Genomic DNA, 20,522 nt, shown 5'->3' on the forward strand with positions numbered 1-20,522 from the left:
AAAAACGGCCTAAACCGTTTTTGTACTTTAATTAACGTAATAAATACCTTCCAAAAAAGCAGGATTTCTTTAGTTAAGTTGACGGTTGATAGTTGTCAGTTGCCAGAGCGACTCTGTTAAACTCATCAACGGACAACCATCAACCGATAACTACTCTATTATCGCTTCCTGTATTACTTTTTGTATGTCTTCTCTAATGTTTTCTTTAGACAGCCTGTTTTCGCCTGCTTCTGGATAGGTACGGTTGCTAAGGAAAACATATACTATACCTGTTTCCGGGTCGGCCCATGCCATAGTACCCGTAAAGCCGGTGTGGCCAAAGCTGGCTTTAGACACACATCCGCAGGTAGGGCCTGATTTTTCTATCTGTGGCTTATCAAAACCTAAACCGCGCCTGTTTCCTTCTTTGCACTCATAGCAGGTATTAAAGGTGTCGAACGTTTTAGCAGAAAAGTATTGTTTGCCGCCGTAATTCCCTTTTTGAAGGTACATCTGCATGATCTTGGCAACATCCTGCGCGTTAGAAAAAAGCCCCGCATGCCCTGCAACACCGTCCTGCATGGCAGCAGCCATATCGTGCACGTAGCCCTGTATGGTTTGATACCTAAAGTAATTATCAATCTCCGTTGGCGGTATGGCGCTCATGTCAAATTTACGCAACGGGTTATAGGTTGTATTGTTAGCCCCAAGTGGTTTAAAGAACGCCTGATCAGCCAGTACATCCAGCGTTTTACCGGTTTTAACTTCTAAGAATTCTTTTAGCAGGATGAACGAGAAGTCACTGTATTTATACTCTTTTTTAGCAAGCAGCTTGCTTTCAGCAATTTTTTCGATCATTATGGTTGGATAGTCTTCCCTTAAGAAAAGGTTCTCTGCCACCTGGTGGGGGAATTCCGGACTATACATTTTTCTATAGTACAGCGAATCCGGACGCTTTAAGCTATCAAGCGTTTGCTGGTAAAACGGCAGCCAAGGCTGAAAACGTGCCTGGTGCAGCAACATATCTTTTAAAACAATGTTTTTCTTATCGGTCCTGGAAAAAACCGGCAGCATGTCGCCCAGTTTTTCATCAAGCTTCAACTGGCCTTTATCATACAACTGCATGATGTTTGGCAGCGTAGACAACATTTTTGTAAGCGATGCCACATCATAAATATCGGTATCCTTAACCTTTAAATCTTTAGTATCATATGTATGGTAACCGAAAGATTTTTGGTAGATGATCTTACCTCTTCGCGCCACAAGCACCTGTATGCCGGGTGTCATTTTTTCTTTGATGGCACGCTCCGCGATCAGGTCGATATTGCTAAGCTTAGCAGAACTCATACCTACATTTTCAGGCGTTGTAAAACCCAGCCTGTTGATCTGTTTGGTGTGGAGGCCATCATTAACCTTAAAAGTAGTACCAATAGATACGGGCGTTTTGCCTTTAGACCCTAAAGCACCAAAAACAATTTCAGCTGCAACAGTTTGTGCAAAGCTGTTGTTTTGGTAGGCCAGTACAACACTTTCAATATTTTTAAAATCTTTTATCTTATTAAGCGTATACGGCTTGGCGAACACTGTAAGGATTATCCTTTTATTTTTTGCAATGGTATCCAGCCACTCCAGTTCTTTATTGCTAAAGTCGTGCTTTTTCCAGGCACCATCGGCTTTGTGGTAGCCAACCACAACCGTACTGTATTCTTTGAGCTTTTTGGTGAGCACGGTCAGCGTGTCCTCCTTAACCTCGGTAACATCGGCATATTTTTGAAGCGTAGCCAAGTAGTTAGCGCCATCATCGTCGCCCATTTTTACATAGGCTATCTTTTCATTTTCGAGCTCAGCAATAGGCACGATTTCAGCTTCGTTTTTTAATACCGTAACGGCATTTTCATACAGCTGGTAATTAAGATCATCGTATTTAGAAGCATTAAGCTCCTGGTTGATGCCTTTCAGGTCGATAGGCTTATACTTGTTAAGCCCTACCCTGTATTTGTATGCCAGTATTTTTTTAACCGAAAACTGTAACCTTTCTTCTGTAAGAATGGTATCGGTATAAGCCTGGCGGAATTTTTCTATTGCAAGCGGAACGTTCTCTGCAAAAAGCAATACATCGTTACCGGCAAGAAAGGCCTCAAGGTCTATCTCGCCCGGCTGCATGTAGCCGCTGGCCCCTTTCATGTTAAGTGCATCGGTAAAAATAAGGCCTTTAAAGCCCAGATCACGCTGCACGATATTAGTTACCACATTATAGGAAAGCGATGTAGGCAAATTAGGTGTAGGTTCCAGTGATGGCACACTTAAATGCGCCACCATGATACTTGAAAGCCCTTCAGCAAACAGTTTTTTATAGGGAAAGAACTCTACATCATCCAGCCGCTTTTTATCGAACGGAAGTGCCGGTAAGCCAACATGCGAATCGGTAGCAGTATCGCCGTGCCCGGGAAAGTGCTTGCCGGTAGCATAAACGCCGTTGCTTTGTATACCGCGCATCATGGCAAGCGCCCTGTTGGTAACGTTGTTTTTGTCTTCGCCAAAGGAACGGTTGCCAATGATGGGATTATCAGGATTGGTGTTGATATCCAGCACCGGGGCAAAATTAAAATGGATGCCTACCCTTTTAGCCTGTTCTGCCATCTGGTAGCCCTGCTTTTCTATAAGGGAAAGGTCCTGAACGGCACCCAATGTCATATTCCAAGGGTATCGGTAGGTAGAGTCGAGCCTCATGCTAAGACCCCACTCGGCATCAATACCTATAAATAAAGGAAGTCTAGATTTTTTTTGAAAACGGTTGGTTAGCTTGGCCTGCCTTGTAGGGCCACCCTGAAAGAATATCAGTCCGCCAATTTTATAATCGGAAATAAGCCTGTCAATGCCTTTTACATGTGCAGAATCTTTATTAGAATACGCTGCCACCATAAACAGCTGCCCCACCCTTTCGTCAAACGAAAAAGAATTGTAAACACTGTCGGTCCATTTTTTTTCGGCAGGCGACTTATAATCATTAAAAACCATAGCCTGCTGCGCCGATACAGCCTGCAATGCAAACAAAAATAGTAGGGCAAAAAACCTCATTAATCCTCGGTATTTTTAAATAAATAAATCATCATTACTTTAGCATAATGATGATCTTAATTATCGCTTAAATGTTTATGCTTAAAAGAAACGGCTGTGCCAACTCTCTGATGCAGGCACTTCCCAAAATTCGCGGTACTCTCCTACAGTATTTACAAGGTTATTGAACACAACAGTATTAGCAGAAACCGATTTATCTTTTGCCAGCTTTTTAAACTCAATTAAGGGCTTGTGGGTAATAAATTCGCCCTGTTTAAAAGTAACGTTCATTTTATCCAGAAGGTCTACACCATAATTAGCCTCAAGCGCCTGTATAAACTGCACCGATGCATCTATAGAACAACCGGTAGCAGCCTGTGTATCCTGGTTGATGGCAATAACTATAAATCTGTTATATTTTAACTCGTAACCAGCCTCAAGACCGGCACCATGTGCCGCCCAGTTTTCAAGGAACTGCTTTAGGGCAGCTTCTATTTCGGCAACTTCTTCATCCGAGAATTTCCTGTTAGACTGGTAAATCCAAATCCTGGACTCTTCTGGCAATGTATCAAATTCAACGTACATAATTTCTTTTCTTATAAATCCTTCGCATTGGCAATTAATTCTGCCACATCCATTACTTTAATATCATGCTCACGGTTTTTGGCTTTAACACCATCGGTAAGCATGGTATTGCAAAACGGGCAGCCCGCTGCAATAATTTCAGGCTGCGTTTCCAGGGCATCTTCTGTCCTTTCTACATTCACATCCTTATTTCCCGGCTCGGGCTCCTTAAACATCTGGGCACCACCTGCACCACAGCAAAGGCCATTACGGCGGGAGCGTTTCATTTCTACCAGTTCGGCATCCAGTTTTTCTATAAGGTCGCGGGGGGCCTCATAAATATTGTTTGCCCTGCCTAAATAGCATGGGTCATGAAACGTAATTTTTTTGCCCTTAAACTGGCCGCCCTCTACAGTTAGCCTGCCGTCATCCAAAAGCGATTTTAAAAACTGGGTATGGTGTACCACTTCATAGGTACCACCCAGCCCGGGGTATTCATTTTTAATGGTATTAAAACAGTGCGGGCAGGCCGTTACTATTTTTTTTACATCATAAGCGTTTAATACCTCTATGTTTGCCATAGCCTGCATTTGAAACAAAAACTCATTACCGGCCCTCTTAGCGGGATCTCCAGTGCAGCTTTCCTCTGTTCCCAATACGGCAAAAGTCACCTTGGCGCTGTTTAATATCTTAACAAACGCCTTGGTTATTTTTTTAGCACGGTCATCAAAACTACCCGAACAGCCCACCCAGAATAAAACTTCCGGCTGCTGCCCTGTAGCCATCATATCGGCCATTGTAGGAACTGTGATATTTTCCTGAGTCATAATTTAATCTTCGTCGTGCTTACCATCATCAAAAACCTGAATGGTAACCTCTTTTTCAATTAAGTTTGTAAACCTGCCCCTGTATCGTGTAGCCTTAACAAGGTGGTTGTCTATCCAGTGGTAATTACCCCCGCGCGGTTTGCCCATAAGCATACCGTGGTATTTAAAACCGTGCTCTTTAAGCCAGGTTTCTGTAACTTCCCTATGTGCTTCTGTACGCGATGTAAAGAAAAATATAATATGCCCTTCGTCATACCATCCATTCAGCGTTTCCAGTGCATCGGGGTACACTTCGGCAGTAACCATCCTTTCGGGCTCCTCGTTAGGGATATCGTCGCAAATGGTACCATCAATATCAATCAGGTAGTTTTTAATACCCGGAGGCAATATTGGGCTTAAATGTTCGCCATTTTCTGTAATCGGCTGAAGGTTCTTTTCGATATCCTCGTTTTTCATTATATGTGTCACTTTAAACTTTACAATTCTTCTCTCCAGTTAAGCCTGTCCATCTGGCTGTACTGCCACGGCGCGCCATTGTTCTCTATATTGGTCATCATACCGTTAAGCTCTTTAGGCGCAGCGCTCTGCTCCATAACAAGAAAACGCCTCATATCCATAATGATTGACAGCGGATCTATATTTACCGGGCAGGCCTCTACACAGCCGTTGCATGTGGTGCATGCCCAAAGTTCTTCGGGTGTTATATAGTCGTTTAATAATGATTTACCATCATCAACAAACGTGCCTTTATTTTTATCGATGTTCTTACCCACCTCTTCCAGCCTGTCTCTGGTATCCATCATGATTTTTCTCGGAGATAGTTTTTTACCCGTAAGGTTGGCCGGGCAGGAAGATGTACACCTGCCACACTCAGTACAGGTATAGGCATTAAGTAGTTGCACCCAGTTAAGGTCCTGTACATCACTTGCACCAAATTTTGCCGGTTCTTCACCTTCGGCCGGGGCCGGTTGTGCAGCAAAAGGGTCGGCATTAGGATCCATCATTAATTTAACCTCGGCGGTAACCGAATCTAAATTTTCAAATTTACCTTTAGGGTCCAGTCTTGCAAAGTAGGTATTGGGGAAAGCTAACAGTATGTGTAAGTGTTTAGAGAAATAAAGGTAGTTCATAAACGCAAGGATGCCGCAAATGTGTAACCACCATGCCGCACGTTCGATTATCATAACCGTGCCTTCACTCATTCCGCTAAATAATGGGGATATCAATCCTGAAACTGGAAAAGCGCCCGCTTTTGTAAAATGCTCGGCACCTATGGTTTGTAAATGAAAATCGGCAGCATTCATGGCAAGGAAAAGCACCATTAGTACAGTTTCAAAATACAGGATAATGTTTGCATCGCTTTTAGGCCAGCCTTTAAGGTCGCCGTGGGCAAACCTCCATAGTTTAATAACATTACGGCGTATCCAAAACGTTACAACCGCAACTATTACACCAAGTGCCAACACTTCAAAAAAGCTTATCAGGAAATTATAAAACCCTCCCATAAACGAGAAAATGCGATGGGTACCAAAGATACCATCTATTATAATTTCGAGAAGTTCGATGTTGATGATAACAAAGCCTACATATACTATTATATGCAATGCCCCCGATACCGGCCTGCGCACCATTTTAGACTGCCCAAGGGCTATCATGGCCATGTTGTTCCAGCGGGCCGAAGGATTATCAAACCTGTTAATGCTCCTGCCCAGTTTGATATTGCGCCACAGCTTTTTAATGTTCATGGCAAAGTAGCCAAAACCTGCGGCGAGTATAATAACAAACAGGATATTATCTATGTAACTCATATAGTAAAGGTAAGTAGCGCCCTGAGGTGGGCACTATTCAGTCTTTTCAGTTTTTTTGTCTTTTTTATCGTCTTCGGCAGGCTCTACGTACGGAGTGCCTTTTTTACCAAAGACAGAGAAATGAACGTAACGCTTAGGATTGTTCTTAAGGTCGGCTAACAATAATTTTAACTCATTAGATGCATCTGTAAGATTATTGTACATGGCATCATCTTTAAGCAACTTGCCAAGAGTACCTTTACCTGCTTCTACATCATTAATAATATGATCTACATTAGCAAGCGACTGTTCCAGCTTTCTTACCGCCTGGCCCAGGTTTGCACTGTTTATAGAGTCGGATATTTTTGCAAAGTTAGCACTTGTACGGTTAAGGTTCGCCATAGTAGCATCTATGTTGCTCCTGTTACCGGCTATAGTACCATTAAGGCTATGTGCCGCCTGGTTAAATTCTCTCATGGTACTGCTCATCTCTGCAATAGCAACCCTAAGGTTTTGCTGTGTTTGCTTATCAAACACATTACTAAGATTGTGAAGTAAGCTATCGGCAGTTACTACGGTAGCCTCTACTTTAGTTTGCAATGGCGATAATTTTTCACCTACAACACTAAGCATACCCGGCTTTAAGCCGCTTTGCAGATAGCTGCCATCTTCGGCAAGATCAGTATTTTTTGTATCAGGAATTAATGCAATTTGTTTTCCCGAAAGGCCAAAGCCCGGCTCATATAATGTTGCGTGGCTTGTTTTAGAGATAGGAAAATCAGTTTTTACCTGAAGCTCTACTAAAAGGTCGCCTTTTACAAGGTCTTTAAACTGTATAGATGTTACCTTACCTACAACAAGCCCGTTAAGAGTAACAGGTGCAGATGGCGACAATCCTTCTACATCACTATATATTACGTAATAAGTTTGGTATGAGTTAAAAAGGTCTCTTCCTTTTAAAAAACTGTAGCCCCAAATAAATAATAAAATGGAAACTATTACCAGTATTGCCGTCTTTGCTTCTCTTGTTATTTTCAAAACAGGTTATTTTTTTAACAAATGTAGGATAAATAAATTAGTAATATGTGAATATTATTCTAAAGGTTACCTTTTCAAAGCTTCCTGTACGGTTATCTTTTTACCGTCTTTAAAAGCAACCACAAAGGCCGATGTATAGCCTTTAGCCTTAGCTTCCTCTAAAAGTTCTCCCCTTGCCTGGGCATAATCTGCCGTTGCACCATAAAAATACTTTATAACCTCGGTACTTGAGTCTTTAGATATATTGCTTAACCCTTTAAAGTTAGATGGGCTAAGCTCCAGAACTTTACTACTTGCAGATATCTGCACCTTAAATACTACCCCTTTATCAGCAGCTGTAACAGGTGCCGATGGTTTAGGCTCATCAGTCTTGGTTTCGGCAACCGGCTTGGCTTTAGGTTCAGCAACCGGCTTACTTACAACGGGTACTTCGGCAGGCTCTTTATAATCCTGGGTACCTGCTGTAAAATATTCTTTTTTATAAGCAACAATGCTTTTTGCTATAGATTGCGCCATTTCGTTTTGCCCAGCTTCAGAATTTAGGTACTCCCCTTCCGGTTGGTAGGATAAAAAGCCCAGCTCTATAAGTATGCTTGGCATAGCTGTTTTGTGTAGAACCCAAAAAGGCGCCTGCTTAACGCTTCTGTTCTTTCTTTTAACCACATTGGTAAAGCCATCCTGCATTTTACTGGCCAGGTCTATACTCTGGTTAATGTTTTGTTCCTGCTGCAATACTATACCTATTATAGTCTCGGGGGCATTAGGGTCAAAGCCTGCGTATTTTACCTTATAGTTACTTTCTAATGTAATTACCGAGTTTTCGTGCTTGGCAACTTCTAAGTTAGACGCGTTCTTAGTGGGACCTATAACAAAGGTCTCGGTACCAAAAGCCGTTTTTTTAACTTCGCCGTTACAGTGAATGGAAACAAAAATATCGGCATCGGCCTTGTTAGCAATATTAGGCCTTTCGGTAAGTTCTATAAAAACGTCGGTTTTACGGGTAAAGATTACCTGCACGCCCTGGTCTTCCAGCAATTTTCCCACCTTTAGCGCCACATTCAACGCAATATTTTTCTCGATAAAGCCATGATAAATAGCACCATAATCTTTACCGCCGTGGCCCGGATCGAGCACTACCCTGAATTTTGAGTTGCCCTGCCCAAAACTTGCGCCGCAAAATATAATAAAAGCAAAAAAAGCCAGTTTTAAATTTGTGTTTCCTGTCATTGTCATTTGGTTATAATGTTGCTTGTGTTATAATTACAATTAGTGATTAATTTTGCCAAAAATATTGTAAGTTTGACACTCCAAAAAATAAGCCACACTGATACAAAAATAGTATTAAAACCATTGCGTACAAACTTATTTCATATCGTTTTATCATCATTTTTCCTAACATTAGGTAGTATTCAGGTTTCGGCTCAGGACCTTCCGGGTAAAAAAAATCCGATACCTGCTGTACAACAGCCTGATACCACAAGGATAACGACAGATAACCCCATACTTACCGACACTACCAGTGTTGCCAATACTCCTATTACTGATACCATAAAACCTAAAAAGAAACAGGGGCTGGATGCAGTAACAAGGCGAAAAGCTAAAGATTACGAGAAAATAGATCAACGTAAAAAAGAGCTCACTTTGTATAATGAGGCCGAATTATATTATAAGGATATAGAACTTAAGTCGGGTATTATTGTCATGAAATATGATACCGATGAAGTTTTTGCCGGCCGCATTAAAGACTCATTAGGTAATTACACACAGTACCCTTACTTTAAACAGGGCAGCAGCGTGGTGGAAGCCGACTCGATACATTTTAATACTAAAACCAAGAAAGCACGCGTTTGGAACTCGCGTACCGATCAGGGTGAGTTTAGGGTTATGGGCGAGATCACTAAAAAAGAAAACGACTCCGTTTACTTTATTAAAGGTGCAAAGTTTACCACATCTAAAAATATGAAAGACCCGGAGTATTATTTTTACTCCAACAAAATAAAATTTGTTCCGGGCAAAAAGGTAGTTGTAGGGCCTACTAATATGGTTATTGCCAATGTGCCTACGCCGGTGGGATTACCTTTTGCATTTTTCCCTATGAGCGATAAGGCAGAATCCGGCTTAATATTCCCTACCTATGGCGACAGTAACTCACAAGGTTACTACCTGCAAAACGGTGGTTACTATTTTGCCCTTAGCGATTATTACGACCTTACCGTTACCGGAGATTATTATACCAATGGTAGTTACGGGTTAAGGTTTGAAACCAATTATGCTAAACGATATAATTTTAGCGGTAATCTTAACGTGCGTTTTGAAAACCTCATTACCAGCGAGAGAGGTTTACCCGATTATACCCGGGCAAAAAACTACAATATACAATGGTCGCATAACCAGGATGCTAAGGCAAGCCCGGATAGCAGGTTCTCGGCCAGTGTTAATTTAGGTTCAAGCAAGTATTTCAGGCAGTCGTTAAATACTGTAAACGTAGGAGCATCATTGGTAAACACCATGAACTCATCAATATCCTATTCTAAAACATTCAGGAGTGTACCACAGGTAAACTTATCGCTTACAGCCACCCACAGCCAGAACACGAATACTGAAGTCATTAACATGACGCTGCCTACCCTACAGGCCAGTGTAGACAGGATATTTTTATTTGCTCCTGCCGATGCACCTAAAAAAGGTTTTATAAAAAACATAAACTTACAATACAACCTTCGTGGCGAAAACAGGATACAAACGTATGACTCCTTGTTTTTTAAACCCCAAATGTTTAGGGATGCCAAAAGCGGTTTGCAGCATACCATACCACTAAGCACAAACTTTAAGGTATTTAAATATTTTAGTGTTTCGGCAAGTACCAACTATCAGGAAACATGGGTAATGAATACCATTAGGAGAGAATTTGTAAACGATTCATCTATTGTTAGGGATGTAAAAGGATTTGACTCTTTCCGTACCTATAATTTCTCAACAAGTATTGGTACTACCATATATGGTACGTTTAACTTTGGAGATGACAGAAAATTACAAGCCATACGCCACGTTATGCGTCCGTCGCTTACATATACCTACACGCCGAGTTTTGACCAGTATTGGGATACCTACCAAATAGACGCTAACGGTAATTATGCCGATTACAGCCGGTTTACGGGTGGTTTATACTCACCACCGGGGCAGGAATATAGTAGTAATGTAGGTATTGCAGTAAACAATACCTTTGAGGCAAAAGTTAGGGATGACGAGAACGAAACCGCTACCGAGCCTAAAAAAGTTATGCTGCTAAACAACCTTAACTTTACCACCAGCTATAACATGGCTGCCGACTCATTAGCGTGGTCTCCCCTAAGGGTTACGGCAGGTACCAATCTTTTTAAGGAAAAGATGAATATTAACTTTGGTACTACATTAGATCCTTACGCTATTAACAACTCCGGACAAAGGATAGACACTTATAATATTGATAACGGCGGTAGCCTTTTCAGGCTTACCAGCGCTAACATTACCATGAACTACTCTGTTGCCAGCAGCGACGGCAAATCGGGTCAGGGTAAAGATGAAGACAGCCAAACCGCACGTAACGGTGGCCGTACCGATGACTTGTTTGGTAGCGCAACCGACCTGAGCGACAGCAGGCAGAGCCTTTTTAAGGACGATGAAGATACCGATAAAAAGGAAGATAAATCGGAGGGTGGATTTTATAATGCAAAACTGCCGTGGGATTTGCGACTTGCCTACTCCTTAACATATACTAACAATAACCGAGAAAAAAAGATCAGTGGCAGCTCTTTAATGGTATCGGGCAACCTTGATATTACTCCGCGCTGGAAGATGGGCTTTTCTACCGGTTACGACTTTGTGCAAAAGGGCGTTACTTTTACCCAATTGCGTTTTGAAAGAGACCTTTTAAGCTGGAGGATGGATTTTAACTGGGTTCCGTTTGGCGATAATACTTACTGGGGCTTTTTTATAGGGATAAAATCATCGGTACTTAGCGATATTAAATACGATAAGCGCCAGGTGCCTGATCAAAGGGTTGGTAATTAATATGGATAGTGTTAGTTCGAGGAGAAGCTTCTTTCATTTTTACGTTAGTCTTACGGGGTTATTTGCATTATTTTGTTTTCTTTCGTTTGCTTTCATAAGTACCTTCTTACAGGAAATAAGCAAGGGCAACAAAGAAAATAAAATTTACTTTCTGCCGCTTTTAGGAATTGCTTTGCTTATTGCAGCATTTTATTTACTAATACGGTATCATAAAAATACCCCAAAGATAATTATAACCGAAAAATCCATCCAGGTAAACCGTAGGTTTTACAAGCTAAGCTATATAAAAGACGTAACGTATACCGGCAGGCAAAAATTTGAAGACATGCTACCCCACTATAAAGAGGCGGCAAAAATAACTTTTACCAATGGCGATGTAGTTTTTATATATGACGAGCTGTATGAAAATTCAAGTGAATTAAAAATGTACCTTGACGCATTACTAAACCCAGAAAAAACCGTTTTGAGCCGCCCTACTTCTACCAAAATAAATATTGAGGGCGAACATTTTTACAATTATAAAAAACCATTATTATTTAGTCTTACGGGTGCCACATTTGTACTCTTTAGTGGTTTTTTCTTATGCATGTTTATTGTGTTTATTGTCTTACATCAGCATATTGCATCATGTTTTTTCCTGTTAATACTCCTTATCATATATTACTTTATGTCGGCTCAACTGTATTACTTTAGTATTAACGAAAAATACCTTGTGGTTAGAAATCACGTTATATTTAGAAAGAAAATTATTTACACTTTAAACGACATAAAAGAAATTGTTTTAGTACCAATCGAAAATCGCGCACCAAATGCCTTAAGAGTTATTACAAACAATTATAAAAATAAACGATATTATGCCGCCACGTTATACGATAGCGACTGGCAGAAACTTAGAGATCACCTTGAAAAAGAGGGTGTAAACGTTAGAAACGAATTATATTTTTAATACATAAATTATGAAAAAGATTATTTTTACAGATAAAGCTCCTGTTCCTATTGGGCCATACAGCCAGGCGGTGCTTGCAGGCAATACGCTTTACACATCAGGGCAGATACCTCTTACCCCTGCGGGCGACCTTGTTATAGGCTCTATAGAAGACGAGACCAAACAGGTTATGGAAAACATGAAAGCCGTTTTGGAGGCTGCCGGTGCCACTTTTGACGATGTTGTTAAAGCAACCATTTTTATTAGTGACATGAACGATTTTGCCAAAATAAACGCAGTATACGGCAGTTACCTAAATGAAGAGTTTGCCCCTGCTCGCGAAACCGTACAGGTGGCACGCCTGCCTAAAGATGTTAATGTAGAGATATCTATGATAGCTGTAATTAACTAAAACTTAGTTTTAGCCAAATAAAAAAGGGTTGCAACACTATTGTTGCAACCCTTTTTTATGTAATAGCTGTAAATTATTTAGCAGCTTTATTAACCTCATGGTACTCAATAAGCCCGTCTATAGGCCTTCTTAGCACATTACCAAGCTGTAGCCCGTTTTTGCCCAAAACTTCGGCAAGCTCAGCTTTAAGGTAAAATGCAATAGATCCCACAAAGTGTACTTTCACCTCACGTGCGTTATCATACTGTGTAATGTAGTTATCTACAAATACCTGCATGGCATCAACAATAATTTGTTTGATAAAAGCCTCATCTTTATTCTGGATAAGGAATTTTGCAAACGTAGCCAGGTAGGCGTTAGGGTTTGGCTCTTTGTAAAGGTTGTGCTTAATAATATCCGGGTCAAGGTTGTACTCCTGCTCAAATTTTTGAGAAAGGTGCGCAGGCATCTTGTTAAAGTAATAGGCACGAACCAGGTCGCGGCCAAAACGGTTACCACTGCAATCATCCATAGCTATGTAGCCAAGCGACTGTACTTTTTGCTGAAGGCCTTCGCCATCAAAGTAACTGCAGTTAGAGCCTGTACCTAATATACATATAATTGCCTTATCGTTATTCGGGTTTGTAGCATAAGCCGCTGCATAAGTATCTTCTTTTACACTAACATCTGCATTAGGGAAAAATTCCTTAAATACGTTAGTCATGTAATTTTTCATCCTGTCGGTACCACATCCGGCGCCGTAGAAATATAAATTAGAAACCTCTTTGCGGTTATTATAAATATCAAAACGTGCCTCAAGCCTTTCAAGAGCTTCTTCCTTATTGATAACTTCGGGGCTAAGGCCTAATGTTTGGGTGGTAAAAAGCCTGTTACCGTCGTCATCCAGCGCTATCCAATCGGCTTTGGTCGCGCCACTATCAACTATTAATACCATAATATTGGGTTAGTTTTGGGTTAAGTTTGGGACTATACTATTAAATTTGGGTTAAATAAGCCTGTTTTTGGGCGAAACCAGCTCATATATAAAAACAATGTCCCGCCTTTCTTTTAAAAAGCGGGACAAGGTAAAAATTATTATAGCGATGCAATATGCACCGAAAGGTCTATCAGCTTGCTTGAATAACCGTATTCGTTATCATACCATGAAACCAATTTAAAGAATGTAGAGTTAAGGCCAATACCGGCTTTAGAATCTATAATCGAAGTTCTTTTATCTGAAACGAAATCCTGAGATACAACATCATCTTCTGTAAAACCAAGGATACCTTTAAGCTCGTTTTCTGAAGCTTTTTTAAGTACTGCCATGATCTCTTCGTAAGAGGTTTCTTTAGCAACTTTTACAGTAAGGTCTACCACCGATACGTCTACCGTAGGAACACGGAACGACATACCTGTTAGTTTACCGTTAAGCTCAGGGATTACTTTACCTACTGCTTTTGCAGCACCTGTAGATGATGGAATGATGTTTATACTTGCTGCACGGCCACCTCTCCAGTCTTTTCTTGAAGGGCCATCAGCAGTCATTTGAGTTGAAGTTGTAGCGTGAACAGTTGTCATTAAACCTTCTACAATACCAAAGTTATCGTTGATTACTTTAGCAAGCGGAGCAAGACAGTTTGTTGTACAAGAAGCGTTAGATACAACAGTATCTGCAGCTGTAGCTTTTTCATGGTTTACACCCATTACAAACATTGGAGCATCAGCCGATGGAGCAGAGATGATAACTTTTTTAGCACCACCTGTAATATGCTGTGAAGCTGTTTCTATAGTAGTAAATATACCTGTTGATTCTGCAACTACGTCTACACCTACTTCATCCCATTTAAGGTTTTTAGGATCTTTTTCTGCAGTAACTCTAATGTGTTTGCCGTTCACATAAAGTTGGTTGTCTTTTACTTCTACTGTACCGTTAAAACGGCCGTGAACTGAATCATATTTTAATAAATAAGCCAAATGATCTACATCAAGCAGGTCGTTAATAGCCACAACTTCAACATTATCTCTGTTGAAAGTTTCGCGGAAAACGATTCGGCCAATACGGCCAAAACCGTTTATTCCTAATTTAACTGTTGCCATTTTCTTCTAATTGTTTTTTTGTTTGTTGAAATTTATTAAGAGCATTATATAGAAACAATATCAGATACCCTGATAAGTTCCTGGTCAATTTGAGATTTTCCTTTTACAGCCTGCTCAAGTGGTGTAAGCACCACTTCGTCTTTTAAAAGTCCAACCATATAATTAGAATTGCCTTCCAGCAATGTCTCTACTGCTTTTACACCCAGCCTGCTTGCCAGTACCCTGTCAAAACAAGACGGTGCACCACCACGCTGCATGTGCCCAAGTATCGATACACGCACATCATACTCCGGCATGTTCTGGTCAAAATAATCTTTAAGCTCAAAAGCGCTCTTGCCTATCCTGTCGCCTTCGGCTATCACCACAATGCTTGATGATTTGCCCGATGCCTTACTCTTTTTAAGGGAATCTACAAGCCTGTCTAAGCCCATATCTTCTTCCGGGATAAGGATTTCTTCGGCACCTGCACCAATACCTGCATTAAGCGCAATATGGCCTGCATCGCGCCCCATTACCTCTACAAAGAAAAGCCTGTTGTGCGAGCTTGCGGTATCCCTGATTTTATCTATTACTTCTACAACCGTGTTAAGGGCAGTATCATAACCTAAGGTAAAGCTGGTACCATAAATATCGTTATCTATAGTGCCCGGTATACCTATAACAGGAAAGCCATATTCTTTATTAAATAAAAGCCCACCGGTAAAACTACCGTTACCACCTATTACCACAAGGGCATCTATACCGGCTGCAACAAGGTTTTCGTGTGCTTTTTTTCGGCCTTCGGGGGTCATAAACTCTTTAGAGCGGGCCGATTTAAGGATTGTTCCTCCTTTATTGATGATGTTATTTACAGAACGCGGGCCCATAATTTCAAAATCTCCCTCTATCATTCCCTGGTAACCTCTGTAAATACCTGTACATTCTATATTATGAAAGGCGCATGTACGTACCACGGCCCTAATTGCGGCGTTCATACCAGGTGAATCTCCACCTGATGTGAGCACACCAATCTTCGTTATATTAACTGACATTTTTTTGTATTTGATTGTAAAATTAATAATTTAATATGAATTTTATATTGTAAAATACCTTATATTATAAAATACGCAAAGATTCAATCGTTTTCGTTAATAAGTTTTTTTACACATACTGTTAAGATTGACAAAAAAAGCAGGTGTTTCCTTAAAAAAACACCTGCTTTTTTTTATTATGTAAAATTTTAAAAAACTAAAATTATCAATTAATCAGTTTCAGGAATTTTTTCCTGGGGCTTTTCTTCACCGCCGGCTTTTTTCTTGTTTTTGCTCTCTACAAATTTGATATATTCCGGCGAAAATTCAGAATCCGGTATATCAGTAGTATTTGTTTTTACCTCTTCTTTTTTACCATTTTTAAATATCTTGGCCATAAGCTCGCTAAAGGTATCAAAGTCTAATTCATACGTTAAACCCACGCCTTGGGTATAGCCTATACCCTCCCCTAAGAAGTTAATATCGTTCTCGCGGTTAAACATCCTGAATTTAAAGGTATTCTCTTCATTAATACGCACCTGCACCTCGGCATTACCTACAATGGCGCTCTCATTTACACCACCCACCGGTACACCCAGCTGGCCGTTTATAGTTATCCTGTCGTTTATTTGAGATGATACCGTAACCCCCACCTGAGAATTGGTTTCTACATATGGGTTCTTGGTAGCGTTTATATAGTTTAGGCCCACCACAAATTTGCTGTCGCCATCGGTAAACAGGTCGTTAAAAAGGCTACTGGCCCTTTCAAAAAGGCTGCCGTATACCGCACCGTTTGCACTGGCACTGGTAAACCCACCCGAAGATAATAATGACAATGCCTGTATTTCGCGCGTGTCCTGATCGCTCAGCCTGTAATCAAGATCGGATTTTAATACCGAACTCGCACCCGGAAAATTGATGGAGAATGTAGGCTCCGGCGTGGTAAGGTTACCCGTAAGCACAATACCTACTTCTACCGGTATGTTCCTGCTAAAGGCAGGGTTCTCTAATAATACAGCCGGGTTAGCCTGCGTTTTATAAACTGCCTCCAGGTTTAGCCTTGCACGGGTAGGGTCGCCCTCCCAAACTATGGTACCACCTTTTTTAACGGTGAATTTTTTATCAAAAAGGCCGCCATACTTAAAGTTATATTGCCCATCTACCACCTGGTAGTCGCCCCACATATTAAATTTACCGAGGGTATTAATATTAAGGAGCATTGTACCATAACCCGTAGACGATAAGCTATGCCCTGTGTTCTTATCTATAATAACCTCTATACGCGCATCGGGGGTAATATTAAGATCGAAATTCATCTCAAGGCCTTTAAGCATTTTGGTTTGCGATACCACACCGTTTAGCTTGTTGAGTTTTTCCTGCGGACTTAAAAAATGGATGTAGGAAGCTGCGGTGCTGCTGGTACCTGCATTGTTTATAGGTATCTTAATATCTGTCCCGGCGGCAGATGTTGCTTCTACACTTATATATAAGGATGTGGTAGGTCCGGTAATCTCGGCCTTGCCTTTTATAAAGGCAGTACCGTAATATATGGCATCATCGCTGTCTTTAGTATCCAGCACTAATATCCTGTCTGTAGTTATATCAAGGTCCAGCCCCCAGTCCTTAAACAGCTTGTGCTTAACACTGCCGTTTAGCCTGCCCGTAGTTTTATATTTAGTATCTGTAAGTTCTATATTCCTGAAGAGTATCAGCTCCTGGTTAATATCTACCGTGGCATCCTGCTCAAAATCGTAATCGGTATTAAGATAGCCTACTTTTACCCCTCCTCCTTTAATATAGAGTCGTCCGTTAATTTCAGGGTCTTTTGCATTGCCCACAATAGCTGCGCGGCCGCTGGCTTTACCACGAATTTCAGGGAATACCGATTTTAAGAAAATGGTAAGCGGGCCAAGATCAAAATTGGCAAAGGCCGCATCTAACGATAATACCGTTTCTTTATTTACAATATCTATAGAGCCTGCTGTGTAAAACGTTTCTTCGCCATTGCGGACGATAGCACTGTTAACCGCAAACTTTTTAAAGGTTTTATCGCCCTCTACATTAAGGTTCATATCGCCCAGTACGAATTTATTTACCCTAAGCGAATCGATAGTTAAGGCAGATGCCGGTTCAAACTGGTTTTTATTTTGCTTAAAGCTTACCTCGCCGTTTAGCCTTCCGCCAAAACTAAGGCTGTCTATATTAGGCGTTACTTTATTAAGGTCTACATCATTAAACGAAAGGTGCAAATCTTTATAATCCTTGCCTTTTATAAGCCCCATAAGCTCTACTGCCTGGTCGTTATGCGACATGGATATCTTATCAATAGAAAAATCGGTCAATTTTTTATTGAAGACAATCTTGTTATTACGATCGCTTTGCTCGTTAATAAACCACTGGTAGTTTTTAAAGTTGATCTCTGATTTTTTAAACCCTACAACCGAATTATTCTTATCATCAATAGTATGGAAAAGATTCAGCTTAAAGCTATCGGTGTCCTTATTACCGCCGTTAAACTCGGTACGCAGGTACAGCGTATCATTTTGCGTTACATTGATAAGGCTAAAATCAGATACCTTGTAGCTCTTCATCCTAACGCTATCCATGTGGACATACGTATTGTATAGCGGATTTTTATTATCAATATCGATCTCAATATTACTGAAGGCGTTGTTAAACGCATCAATTTTAGGCGAATCAAAAGCGAACTTAAATTCGCCCTTATCGGCATTTATCTTTCCGCGGACGCGCGTATCCGGCCCTAACACCACATCGGGCAATAATATCCCTACAATGGTATTGTATATTTTAAAATCGAAATCTAAAAACTGGCCCTTCTTAACTTTATACGGCGAATAGTTTGTGTACAGACTCCCCGCGGCATTTTGTGCCAGCTTAGGCAGCTCGTTAATATCAAAAATACCGGTAACACTGCCCTCTAAAATATCTTTAGAGTTAATAGTTATGGTACGTACACGGTTTTCATCAAATTTAGACTCTACAAAGAAATCTTCAAAGTAGTGGCTGTTTCGGCTATTTTGGTACGATAGCCTGCTAATATTAAGGGTACCGGCCATATCATTAATATTGGTACCGGTGGCATCAAAAACAAAATCACCTTTAAATATGGATATCGAATCGTTTTTCATGAGCTTAAGCACGGCCAAGTCGGCATAATCAATCTGCGCATGAAAATCGTAATTCTTAACTCTCTTGCTCATGTCTACAAGGCCATCAAAGCTCATAAGCAGGTTAGGGTCGTTACTATTTACCTTACCTTTAAAATACGGCCATTTAAACTGCCCGTCTACCACAATGTTCTTGTAATTATAGCCATTAAATGCAAATCGGGTAACGCTGGCCTTAACTGTAGTGTTAAGCGATTGCTGTGTAAAGCCACGGCCATCGGCATCTATGTGCATGGTGGCAAGGCCAATGGTTTTAACACCTGAGATGGCGCCAATATTAAAGTCGGTAATATCTATCGTACCGGTGTAGAGCGCCTCCGCCGGTGTGTTGTAATTTTTAACCGAAAGGTTAGTTTCGGCCTCCCCAAGCTCGCTCATTACATACAACTGGGTATCTATATCTTTTTTGGTAAGGGTAACGTGGCCTACCAAATCTACCCGCCCAAATTTCTCTAACACTGCGGGTAAGCTTTTCCCCAAAATGCGTGGCATAATGCCCCTTAGGTTACTGTAGTTAGAAGTAATCCTGTCAAAATTACCGTTCATGTAAAATCCGGGGCCTGCTTTATCAAACAGGTGCCTAAAGTTTATGCTGCCCACAATTTCGCTGTCCTGTGCATCAAGCAGTTTAAGGTCGTGCAGGATGAAATTGTTAAGTGGGCCGGTAAGCGTAGTACTAAGATAGAATTTTTGGTTTTTACCAAACTCGTTATAAAAATAGTTAAGCTCGTTGGTAGATATGGTGGCCCTGTCTACCTTAAAGTCAAACTTTACACGGTTAACAAAATCCTTCATATCGGCAATGGTGTAGGTAAGCTTTACATTACCGGTAAGGGCGCTTTCGGTTGTTTTAAGCTCCAGGCCATTAAGTATAATATTGGTTTTGCTGTACGAAAATTTCGCCTTTAGATTCTCTACAAATAAACCGCGGTGGTCTAACAGCGACAACTTTTGGATATCAGCCGTTACATTAGCCCCCTTAATGTAAAAATCTTCAAGGTGGCCGCTCAGCTTTTTAAGATCAAGAACACGCGCCGTAACCGCATTTTGATTGGTTAACCTGAAACGCCCGTTAGACACATACAGATTATCTGAATGCAGCCTGAATTTTCCGCTACCGGGCTTACCGTTATCAAAAACTTTTACAAAAACATCAAGGTTAGAGGTTTTTTCCCCCTTGTAGGTCTTCATATGAAAGTTAAGCTTTTCGGCACGGATAGTACCAAACTCAAGGTTGGTATCTGACAAGCCGGAAAGCGTACTGAGCAAATTGGTTTGCAGCCTGTCGGCAGAAATCAGCGTATCTTTGTGGTGGTCTAATATAATTACACCTTTAAGCTTAACGCTTCCAAAAATAGTAATGCCTACTTTATCTATTTGTATGTTGGTGCCAAAGTCTTTATTAATGCGCTCTGTAGCATAATGTGCTATAGAGGTTTGCACAAAAGGTAGCGACAAAGCAATAGCCAGTAACAGCAAAAAAATGAGCAACCCAACAAAGGTGCGGATAAGTATTTTTTTAAATTTTTTGATACTGCTATTTGTTTTAAATTTGCCTATTGGTTGGTTAAGCCATTTAACAGGCAAAAGTAGGAATTTTTACCCTTGT

The 20,522-nt window shown here is 40.8% G+C and carries 14 protein-coding genes; 3 read left to right on the plus strand and 11 right to left on the minus strand.

Going from position 1 to position 20,522, the window contains the following annotated elements; translation table 11 throughout:
- Positions 1 to 150: 150 nt before the first annotated feature.
- From FMM05_RS06525 to FMM05_RS06555, 7 genes are all read right to left on the minus strand, one after another.
- Positions 151 to 3,057 (minus strand): glycoside hydrolase family 3 N-terminal domain-containing protein, encoded by a 2,907-nt coding sequence (locus FMM05_RS06525; RefSeq protein ID WP_143372537.1) that lies wholly within the window; start codon positions 3,055 to 3,057, stop codon positions 151 to 153.
- Positions 3,058 to 3,138: 81 nt separating this feature from the next.
- Positions 3,139 to 3,621 (minus strand): ABC transporter ATPase, encoded by a 483-nt coding sequence (locus FMM05_RS06530; protein ID WP_143372538.1) that lies wholly within the window; start codon positions 3,619 to 3,621, stop codon positions 3,139 to 3,141.
- A gap of 11 nt (positions 3,622 to 3,632) precedes the next feature.
- A complete protein-coding gene (locus FMM05_RS06535) occupies positions 3,633 to 4,427 on the minus strand; it encodes a (Fe-S)-binding protein (protein ID WP_143372539.1) in 795 nt (264 codons plus the stop codon).
- 3 nt (positions 4,428 to 4,430) lie between these two features.
- Entirely contained in the window at positions 4,431 to 4,883 is a 453-nt protein-coding gene (locus tag FMM05_RS06540; protein ID WP_143372540.1) for an LNS2 domain-containing protein, read from the minus strand.
- 20 nt (positions 4,884 to 4,903) lie between these two features.
- A complete protein-coding gene (locus FMM05_RS06545; RefSeq protein WP_143372541.1) occupies positions 4,904 to 6,235 on the minus strand; it encodes a (Fe-S)-binding protein in 1,332 nt (443 codons plus the stop codon).
- 33 nt (positions 6,236 to 6,268) lie between these two features.
- Positions 6,269 to 7,252: an MlaD family protein gene (locus FMM05_RS06550; RefSeq protein WP_143372542.1), complete on the minus strand. Its 984-nt coding sequence runs from the start codon at positions 7,250 to 7,252 to the stop codon at positions 6,269 to 6,271.
- A gap of 66 nt (positions 7,253 to 7,318) precedes the next feature.
- A complete protein-coding gene (locus tag FMM05_RS06555; RefSeq protein WP_143372543.1) occupies positions 7,319 to 8,479 on the minus strand; it encodes an N-acetylmuramoyl-L-alanine amidase in 1,161 nt (386 codons plus the stop codon).
- Positions 8,480 to 8,602: 123 nt separating this feature from the next.
- On the opposite strand from FMM05_RS06555, the gene FMM05_RS06560 reads away from it, so the two are divergent.
- From FMM05_RS06560 to FMM05_RS06570, 3 genes are read left to right on the plus strand one after another with little or no spacing between them, the layout of a single operon-like run.
- Entirely contained in the window at positions 8,603 to 11,302 is a 2,700-nt protein-coding gene (locus FMM05_RS06560) for a putative LPS assembly protein LptD (RefSeq protein ID WP_394345146.1), read from the plus strand.
- 1 nt (position 11,303) lies between these two features.
- Positions 11,304 to 12,248 carry a hypothetical protein gene (locus FMM05_RS06565; RefSeq protein ID WP_143372545.1) on the plus strand — a complete coding sequence of 315 codons (945 nt, stop codon included), beginning with the start codon at positions 11,304 to 11,306 and terminating at the stop codon, positions 12,246 to 12,248.
- A 10-nt stretch (positions 12,249 to 12,258) separates the two neighbouring features.
- The gene (locus FMM05_RS06570) at positions 12,259 to 12,639 is read left to right on the plus strand and encodes a RidA family protein (RefSeq protein WP_143372546.1); all 381 of its coding nucleotides are present in this window, start codon (positions 12,259 to 12,261) and stop codon (positions 12,637 to 12,639) included.
- A 73-nt stretch (positions 12,640 to 12,712) separates the two neighbouring features.
- Here the strand turns inward: FMM05_RS06570 and FMM05_RS06575 are convergent, their stop codons facing one another.
- The 4 genes from FMM05_RS06575 to FMM05_RS06590 form a co-directional block, all read right to left on the minus strand.
- Positions 12,713 to 13,573 carry an N-acetylglucosamine kinase gene (locus tag FMM05_RS06575; RefSeq protein WP_143372547.1) on the minus strand — a complete coding sequence of 287 codons (861 nt, stop codon included), beginning with the start codon at positions 13,571 to 13,573 and terminating at the stop codon, positions 12,713 to 12,715.
- 140 nt (positions 13,574 to 13,713) lie between these two features.
- On the minus strand, positions 13,714 to 14,715 hold the full coding sequence (gene gap / locus FMM05_RS06580) for a type I glyceraldehyde-3-phosphate dehydrogenase (protein ID WP_143372548.1): 1,002 nt from the start codon (positions 14,713 to 14,715) through the stop codon (positions 13,714 to 13,716).
- Between the two features lie 44 nt (positions 14,716 to 14,759).
- Positions 14,760 to 15,746 carry a 6-phosphofructokinase gene (pfkA, locus tag FMM05_RS06585; protein ID WP_143372549.1) on the minus strand — a complete coding sequence of 329 codons (987 nt, stop codon included), beginning with the start codon at positions 15,744 to 15,746 and terminating at the stop codon, positions 14,760 to 14,762.
- A 209-nt stretch (positions 15,747 to 15,955) separates the two neighbouring features.
- Complete coding sequence (locus FMM05_RS06590) at positions 15,956 to 20,500, minus strand: translocation/assembly module TamB domain-containing protein (protein WP_235894366.1); 4,545 nt, start codon at positions 20,498 to 20,500, stop codon at positions 15,956 to 15,958.
- Positions 20,501 to 20,522 lie beyond the last annotated feature (22 nt).

It is taken from the genome of Flavobacterium zepuense (genome assembly GCF_007097145.1).
GTDB classification, from domain to species: domain Bacteria; phylum Bacteroidota; class Bacteroidia; order Flavobacteriales; family Flavobacteriaceae; genus Flavobacterium; species Flavobacterium zepuense.